Here is a 7,140-nt window from a genome sequence, read left to right as displayed (position 1 = left end):
CGGAAACGGTAGAAGTTCCAAATTCTCAGGAGTCACAATCTAGTCAACAATAATGATAGATCTTTGAAAAATAATTCTTAAACCAAAATAAGAACGATGATTTTCATTTTGAGAATCATCGTTTTTTGTCGGTAAGCGTAAAAAACTGAAGTATCTTTCTTAGCTCCCATTTTTCGGCTATTCTTATCTCATAGACTTAAGGTAAGCGTCAAATAAAATAGTGTACTTAAAAACCGTCTCAGTTACTGTTATACTGAGGCGGTTTTTTAAGCTCTCTTATTTACAATTGTTTTCGACATCTTTCTGCCATGGTAAATAAGCTTCAAGGGTTTCCAAATTTAAAATCTCTTCATTCGGTAATTTTTGAAGCAAATAATTCAAATATTTTTCAGGGTCAAGTCCATTTCTTTTGGCAGTTTCAATTAAGCTCAGAATAATGCTACTAGCGGTGGCGCCTTTAAAGCTTTGAGAGAATAACCAATTCTTTCGGCCCATGACGAGTGATTTAACAGCTCGTTCAGCCTTATTGTTAGATAATTCTAAATGACCATCGAGCAAGACATGTTCAAAAGTAGCTTGATGCTTGAGGGTATAATTAATGGCTCTGCCCAATTTAGAACCTGGCAAAACGGTGGTTTTATTTTTCTCACACCAGTTGAAGAATTCTTACATCAGCGGCTTGAGTTTTGCTTGTCTTAGCTGGTAACGTTCTTGTTTGCTTAAATTCTCCCAGGTCCGCTCTAAGTAAAACATGCGCTTGCAGTAGTTAGCCCTTTTTGAGCAAGAGATTTTTGAGAAGCGGTTTGGGGCACGGCTTCATCAAACTTTCTTCTTACATGGGCCCAACAACCAACTAAAGTCGCTTTTGGCAATTGCGTATAAGCCTGCCACATATCACAGTGCAGATAACCAGGATAGTGCCCTAAAAAGTCTAAAGCGACCTTGCCACTCCGAGAGGGATCATGATGATACAGCGTAATCCCATACTTATCATATTTACCAGATAAGAAGACCCAATAGTAGGTTTTAATTGTTTCACTTTCCAGGACAGTATAGTAAGTTTCATCGGCATGCAGGATTGGTCGGGTTAACAGCTTTTGCTTAAGCAGGTCATACACTGGTTTAAAGTAGTATTCGCTACTTTTCAATCCCCAGTAGTTTAACATCTGTCTTGAAACTTCCAGTCCCATCTTTTTCCAGTTGCTTTCTTGGTGATAGTCAGGCACCTTCATTTCATATTTTTGATAAAGTGAATGAGCGATGAGTGAAGCTGAACCTAAGCCATGGTTCAAGGGAGCTTTAGGTACTACAGCTTTAATGATCTTATCGCTATAATTTCTTTGACTGCAGTACTTACATTTGTAAGCATGTTGGATATGATCTAGCCTTTTAAGTTGAGCTGGGATAAACAATAATTCTTGGCGAACTGTCTGCCTACCTATCTCAGTGAGTTCATGCTGGCAGTCAGGGCAATGTTTATCGCCTAACTCATGATGAACTTCTTCAGCTGGAAAGTCTGCTAACAGGTCAGCTCTTTTCCTGCGCTGAGCTTTTCTCTTATAAGTAATAGTCTGAACGGCGGCGTCGGGGACGTTCTCCATCATCTTGAGCTTCGGGCTCATCAAACAAACTTGTTTGGCCATTTAAGGGCATTTGTTCTGAAGACTTACCATAAAGCTTCTGTGTTAAGTAAGCCACTTGTTCACGGAGGAGTTTAATTTCATCGCTCATATTTTGAATGATGGTTTTTAATTGAGTAATTGTTTGATCTTTATCTTCTTTTGCCATGAATCTATTTCCTCCTAAATTTGTTAGTTAAAAGAATATCAAAAAAGCGTGCGATGTCAAGTATTAGTACAATCCGCGCGCTTTCGTGTTCTTTATTTTTGGACTAATTGAGAAGCCTTTCATTAACCAATCAACCTGCTTAGCAGAGAGAGCTTGAACTTCATTTTGATTACTGGGCCAGTTCATTTTTCCATTTTCAAATCTTTTGTAGAGCAGCCAGAAGCCTTGACCGTCCCAATAAAGGGCTTTGAAGCGATCTCTTCTGCCACCGCAGAAGAGAAAAACTTTACCACTAAATGGGTCAAGCTCAAACTGTTCTTTGATTAAAATTGCCAGACCATCAATGCCTTTACGCAAGTCAGTCTTACCACAAACAATATAGACTTGCCCCAAGTCACTGAGCCTAATCATGACAAGACTTTCTCAAGAAGTTTATGCATAATTTCAGGATCTAAACTACTATAGAAGCTTAATTCTAAGTCATTCTTCTTCAAACTAAGCAATAGATTATTGCGAGGTGGACTGGCTTTCTTGGGTTTAGTCGAGCGTCCAAGTGCCACAATTGGCTGTTGTTTTTCGATCATATTCTTAACCTCCATCAATTTGATGAGATTAGAATAACTGAAAAAAGAGGACTAAGAAAGACACTCGGTTATCTGACACTTACACCATAATCAAATTTATGTTAAGTAAAAAACAAGACGAGCTGAAATGCTTCGCCTTATTTTTTTATAATAAAATTCTATTCAAGGCCGGCAAACCACCATTAAAATACCTAAAACAGGACTATGTATATTTTTAAATCTTGAAAAAAGCAGATAAAATTTAAAATATTTCAAAAATGTAACCGCTTAATGCCTTGATAAGTGTATAATGGAATCTGTAAGTTGAATTAAATAAATTAGAAAAGCAAGAGGGGAGTTTTACTCTATGCCTGTAGGAAAGAGAATTTATCTAAAACGACAAATGCCTGATCCTGATGTGGTTGCTGGTTTTAAAGAAATTCCAGCTTCTAACACCGCCGATTGCATGGAACGTAATAGTGCCATGAATCCACGGGTCAAGTTAATGTCTAGTCCTGATCATGAAATGGTAGGGCCAGCTTTCACTGTTCATACTAGAGCTGGTGACAATTTAGCCATCTATGCTGCCTTAAGGTTCTGTCAGCCAGGTGACGTCATTGTCATTGATGATGAAGGCGACACGACCAGATCATTAATTGGGGAAGTCATGATGTCGTATCTGCGCGATCAAAAGAAGATCGCCGGCATCGTTGTCGATGGTCCGATTCGTGATATCGATAATTTGCGGAATTGGAAGTTGCCAATCTATGCCACCAGCACTACGCCAGGTGGTCCTTACAAGGATGGTCCTGGTGAAGTTAATGTGCCAATCGCTTGTGGTAATATTAGCGTCAACCCTGGAGATGTGATCTTAGGTGATACAGATGGTGTCATCTGCATCCCTCGCCAAGACGCAGCCGAGATTTTACCTAAGGCGCGAGCCTTCCACAAGCAAGATGATGCTAAAGCTATTGCCTTTAGTAAGGGTGAAGTTGACCTAAGTTGGGTTGACAAGTCTCTAGAAGACAAAGGCTTCGACATTATCGATGACATTTACCGTCCATAATTAGAATAGGGGATCTTTTATGAAAACTCTTGAAAAAGTTAATTATAAAGGCTTTATATGGCCGATCATTGTTGGGGTTGTCCTCTGGTGTATCACACCATGGCGTCCTAATGGTTTAACCCCACAAGCTTGGCAAATATTTGCCATTTTCGTTGCTACTATTGTAGGATGTATTACCAAGCCATTACCAATTGGTGGTACAACCTTAGTTGGTTTAGTTGTTACTGTTTTAGTTGGCTTAGCACCCATGAAAGACGTTACTAACGCCAAGGGTGTTGTTGTTAACCAAGGTGTGCTTAGCTCATTCGGTAACTCAGCTGCCTGGTTAATCGCTATGGCCTTCATTATGGCTCACGGAATCAGTAAGACTGGTCTTGGTAACCGAATCGCTTACATCATGATTCAAAAATTCGGTAAGCGTTCATTAGGTATCGGTTACGCCATTACCGGTTTGGAATTGATTCTAGGTGCTTTAATTCCATCTAACTCAGCTCGTACTGGTGGGGTTGTTTGGCCAGTGGTTGAATCAGTTTCAAAGGAAGGTTATGACTCAAAGCCAAACGATCCTTCACGTAAGAAGATCGGTGCTTATATCGACTTTACTGCCTTCCATGCCAACATTTTGTCAACGGCTTTATTCATTACTGGTGCCGCTCCTAACTTAGTTGCCCAACAGATGGCTGCTAAGCAAGGTTATAACATGAGTTGGGGTGGCTGGTTCATCGCTTCTATTTTGCCAGTTGCTATTTTAGCAGTAATTGTGCCATTCGTTATCTACAAGATGTACCCACCTGAAATTAAGGAAACTCCTAACGCTAAGTCATGGGCTACTGACAAGTTAAACGAAATGGGTCCAATGTCTAAGCCAGAAAAGATCATGACTGCGATCTTTGTTTTGTCAATCGTTCTTTGGGTTTTGTCAGGTTTCATTGATATTCCTCAATTAAACACTACTTTCGTTGCTTTCCTTGCTGTTGCTTTACTTTTGATCACTGGTGTCTTGACCATGCAAGATGCTTTGAGAGAAACCGGTGCTTGGAACATCTTGATTTGGCTTTCAATCTTGATCTTCATGGCAAGTAAGTTGATCTCATACGGCTTCATCGCTTGGTTCTCTAAGCTTGTCCAAACTGGTCTTCACGGTGTCAACTGGGGCTTAGTCTTGGTAGTATTGATGTTACTCTTGTTCTACACTCACTACTTTTTCGCAAGTGGTACTGCTCACATGACTGCTCTTTACTTACCATTTTTATCAGTTGCTGTTGCAACAGGTGCTCCACTTGGCTTAAGTGCTATGCTTTTAGCCTTCACTGGTGCCATCAACGCTTCAACTACTCACTATGCTAACGGTCCTGCTTCAATCTTGGCTACGACTGGTTATGTCAAACAAGGTGAATGGTGGAAGATGAACTTTGTTTTAGGTTTAATCTACTTAGTTGTCTTCGGCGTTGTCGGAACTCTTTGGATGAAGGTTATCGGCGTTTGGTAAAAATTCAATAATTGAATAAAATAAGATCTAGGTATTAACTAGATCTTATTTTTTTATGGAAAGAAAAGAGATTAAACGTGAAATTTACGACAACTGACCATGTAAGATTGCATTATACGGATACTGGCGAAACGGATAAACCAGTTATTTTAGGGATTCCTGGCATTGGTGGATCTTTGCAAATGTGGCGCGATGCCATGGCTTTATTTCAACCAGACTACCGCATTGTCTTACTTGATCCGCGTAATCAGGGACAATCCGAGCGGACCTTTAAGGGGCAAAGAATTAGCCGGCATGCGGCTGATGTCGCCGAATTGATTGATTATTTAGGGCTACATGATGTAATTGCGATTGGTAATTCAATGGGCGCAGCACACTTCTGGGCTTATCTAGACCAATATGGCAAGGGCGAGCTGAAGTGCTTAGTTGACCTTGACCAAGCACCGAAGATGATTGCTGACAGTACTTGGAAGTATGGCTTTAAGGATTTAACTTGGGATAATTATCCAAGTTACTTGAAGTTGCCTTTTGGTAAAGCCTTTGCGACTTATATTGATGACGAGATGTTCCAAGCAGCCAAAGAGGAGTATGCCAAGTATCCTTATGATCCGGCAGAAAACTATGACTGTTTGGTTGATCATGCCGAAAAGGACTGGCGCGATATTATTGTCGAGAGCCCGATTCCCATGCTCGTGTTAGCAGGAGAGAAGTCACCATACTTTGATCCGAAGTTTACGGAAGCGGTAAAAGCCTTGAATGATAAAGTCGAGACTAAGATCATTCCGAACTGTGGCCACTTGGTGCAAGCTGAACAACCGGAAGCGATGCATGAGGCAGTGGTTGAATTTTGGAAGAAAATTAAATAGTAGATTATTTAAAAGGAAGTAAGTTTAACTTGCTTCTTTTTATTTTTGCCACTATTTTTAAATATTTAAAAATAAAAAGATATATTTAAAATATTTAAAGAAAAAGCATTGTATTTCTCTTGGAAAAGGCATAAACTAATCCTAGTGAATGAAAGCGCTATCATTTAAAGGAGAAAAATCATGGCTGATAGTAAAAAAGTAAGATTCTCATATGAAACCTTGAACCAACTTTGCATGGATGCTTTCCAAAAGTTCGGTTTCAATGAAGAAAAAGCCAAGATCATCACTGATGTGTTGATGACCGCCGACCTTTACGGAATCCAAAGTCACGGGATGCAAAGAATGGTCCGTTACTACAAGGGAATCCAAAAAGGCACAATGAAAGTTGACGCTGAACCAGAAGTTGTCTTTGAAACACCTGTCTCAGCAGTCATCGATGGTCACGACGGCATGGGCCAATTGAATGGGCACTTTGCCATGAAGTTAGCCATTGAAAAGGCCAAGAAGAACGGCGTCGGCATTGTTTCTGTTAGAAACTCAAACCACTACGGTATTGCCGGTTACTACGCAAAGATGGCTGCTAAAGAAGGCATGCTTGGTTTTTCATCAACTAACAGTGAAACCATCATGGTCCCAACTTATGCTCGTAAAGCCATGATCGGTTCAAACCCACAAGCTTGGTGTGTACCAGCTGATCCATATGACTTCTTGTTCGATGCTTCAACGACTGTTGTTACTCGCGGGAAGCTGGAAATGTACAACAAGTTAGGCGAACCACTTCCTGATGGTTGGGCTCTTGATAAAGAGGGTGAACCAAGTAACGATGCCGCTGATGTCTTAGCTAACATTGCTGCTCACCGCGGCGGCGGGATTATGCCACTTGGTGGTAATACTGAAGCCTTAGGTTCCCACAAGGGTTATGGTAACGGGATGGTTGCTGAAATCTTCGCTTCCATCTTGTCCCAAGGTTTCACCAGCAACAAGACCATGAAGGATAATAAGTCAGGCATCTGCCACGGCTTCATGGCCATTAACTTAGCTAACTTCGGTGACCCAGAAGCCATTAAGAAGCACTTCTCAGAATACTTACAAGAATTACGGGATGCTCCTAAGGCTAAGGGCCAAGACCGGATCTACACTCATGGTGAAAAGGAAATTGAAGCCATCAAAGACCGTAAAGAAAACGGCATCCCAGTCATCGACAAGACTATGACTGAAATTCAAGATTTGTGTAACTACCTTGACTTAGACTTCAGCAAGTACTTCGGCGACTACGTTCCACCAAAGAGTGAAAATATGTTTACTGGTAACTACTAGAATTAAATTTGAATTTTTTAAAATAGCTTGCAATAAATTGAAAAAGTTCAA

7 protein-coding genes and 1 pseudogene are annotated in these 7,140 nt (G+C 40.5%); 4 read left to right on the top strand and 4 right to left on the bottom strand.

The window, feature by feature from the left end; genetic code table 11:
- Positions 1–276 precede the first annotated feature (276 nt).
- The 4 genes and pseudogenes from tnpC to EJK17_RS11475 all read right to left on the bottom strand — a co-directional run bounded on the left by tnpC (position 277) and on the right by EJK17_RS11475 (position 2,372).
- A pseudogene (tnpC, locus tag EJK17_RS08835) lies at positions 277–1,604 on the bottom strand (IS66 family transposase).
- Positions 1,558–1,788: an IS66 family transposase gene (locus EJK17_RS08830; RefSeq protein ID WP_103660714.1), complete on the bottom strand. Its 231-nt coding sequence runs from the start codon at positions 1,786–1,788 to the stop codon at positions 1,558–1,560. Before EJK17_RS08830 ends, tnpC begins: the two are co-directional and overlap by 47 nt.
- A 63-nt stretch (positions 1,789–1,851) precedes the next feature.
- On the bottom strand, positions 1,852–2,199 hold the full coding sequence (gene tnpB / locus EJK17_RS08825) for an IS66 family insertion sequence element accessory protein TnpB (protein ID WP_103660713.1): 348 nt from the start codon (positions 2,197–2,199) through the stop codon (positions 1,852–1,854).
- The gene (locus EJK17_RS11475; RefSeq protein ID WP_168180780.1) at positions 2,196–2,372 is read right to left on the bottom strand and encodes a hypothetical protein; all 177 of its coding nucleotides are present in this window, start codon (positions 2,370–2,372) and stop codon (positions 2,196–2,198) included. Before EJK17_RS11475 ends, tnpB begins: the two co-directional genes overlap by 4 nt.
- Before the next feature lie 346 nt (positions 2,373–2,718).
- Here EJK17_RS11475 and EJK17_RS08820 point away from each other — a divergent pair, with 346 nt between their 5' ends.
- The 4 genes from EJK17_RS08820 to EJK17_RS08805 all read left to right on the top strand — a co-directional run bounded on the left by EJK17_RS08820 (position 2,719) and on the right by EJK17_RS08805 (position 7,089).
- On the top strand, positions 2,719–3,417 hold the full coding sequence (locus tag EJK17_RS08820) for an RraA family protein (RefSeq protein ID WP_103660712.1): 699 nt from the start codon (positions 2,719–2,721) through the stop codon (positions 3,415–3,417).
- Positions 3,418–3,436: 19 nt separating this feature from the next.
- Positions 3,437–4,906 (top strand): DASS family sodium-coupled anion symporter, encoded by a 1,470-nt coding sequence (locus EJK17_RS08815; RefSeq protein WP_103660711.1) that lies wholly within the window; start codon positions 3,437–3,439, stop codon positions 4,904–4,906.
- 77 nt (positions 4,907–4,983) lie between these two features.
- A complete protein-coding gene (locus tag EJK17_RS08810) occupies positions 4,984–5,772 on the top strand; it encodes an alpha/beta fold hydrolase (RefSeq protein ID WP_103660710.1) in 789 nt (262 codons plus the stop codon).
- Between the two features lie 180 nt (positions 5,773–5,952).
- The gene (locus EJK17_RS08805; protein WP_103660709.1) at positions 5,953–7,089 is read left to right on the top strand and encodes an Ldh family oxidoreductase; all 1,137 of its coding nucleotides are present in this window, start codon (positions 5,953–5,955) and stop codon (positions 7,087–7,089) included.
- The last annotated feature ends 51 nt before the right edge of the window (positions 7,090–7,140 follow it).

The organism is Lactobacillus xujianguonis, assembly GCF_004009905.1.
GTDB lineage: Bacteria > Bacillota > Bacilli > Lactobacillales > Lactobacillaceae > Lactobacillus > Lactobacillus xujianguonis.
The sequence above is the reverse complement of the archived record's forward strand: the minus strand, read 5'-3'. Positions and strand labels throughout refer to the sequence as shown.

What these genes read in the sequence shown, in the direction of transcription:
- EJK17_RS08830 (WP_103660714.1), bottom strand. Translation starts at nt 1,788, where the DNA reads ATGGCAAAAGAAGATAAAGATCAAACAATTACTCAATTAAAAACCATC.
- EJK17_RS11475 (WP_168180780.1), bottom strand. Translation starts at nt 2,372, where the DNA reads ATGATCGAAAAACAACAGCCAATTGTGGCACTTGGACGCTCGACTAAA.
- tnpB (WP_103660713.1), bottom strand. Translation starts at nt 2,199, where the DNA reads ATGATTAGGCTCAGTGACTTGGGGCAAGTCTATATTGTTTGTGGTAAG.
- EJK17_RS08815 (WP_103660711.1), top strand. Translation starts at nt 3,437, where the DNA reads ATGAAAACTCTTGAAAAAGTTAATTATAAAGGCTTTATATGGCCGATC.
- EJK17_RS08820 (WP_103660712.1), top strand. Translation starts at nt 2,719, where the DNA reads ATGCCTGTAGGAAAGAGAATTTATCTAAAACGACAAATGCCTGATCCT.
- EJK17_RS08805 (WP_103660709.1), top strand. Translation starts at nt 5,953, where the DNA reads ATGGCTGATAGTAAAAAAGTAAGATTCTCATATGAAACCTTGAACCAA.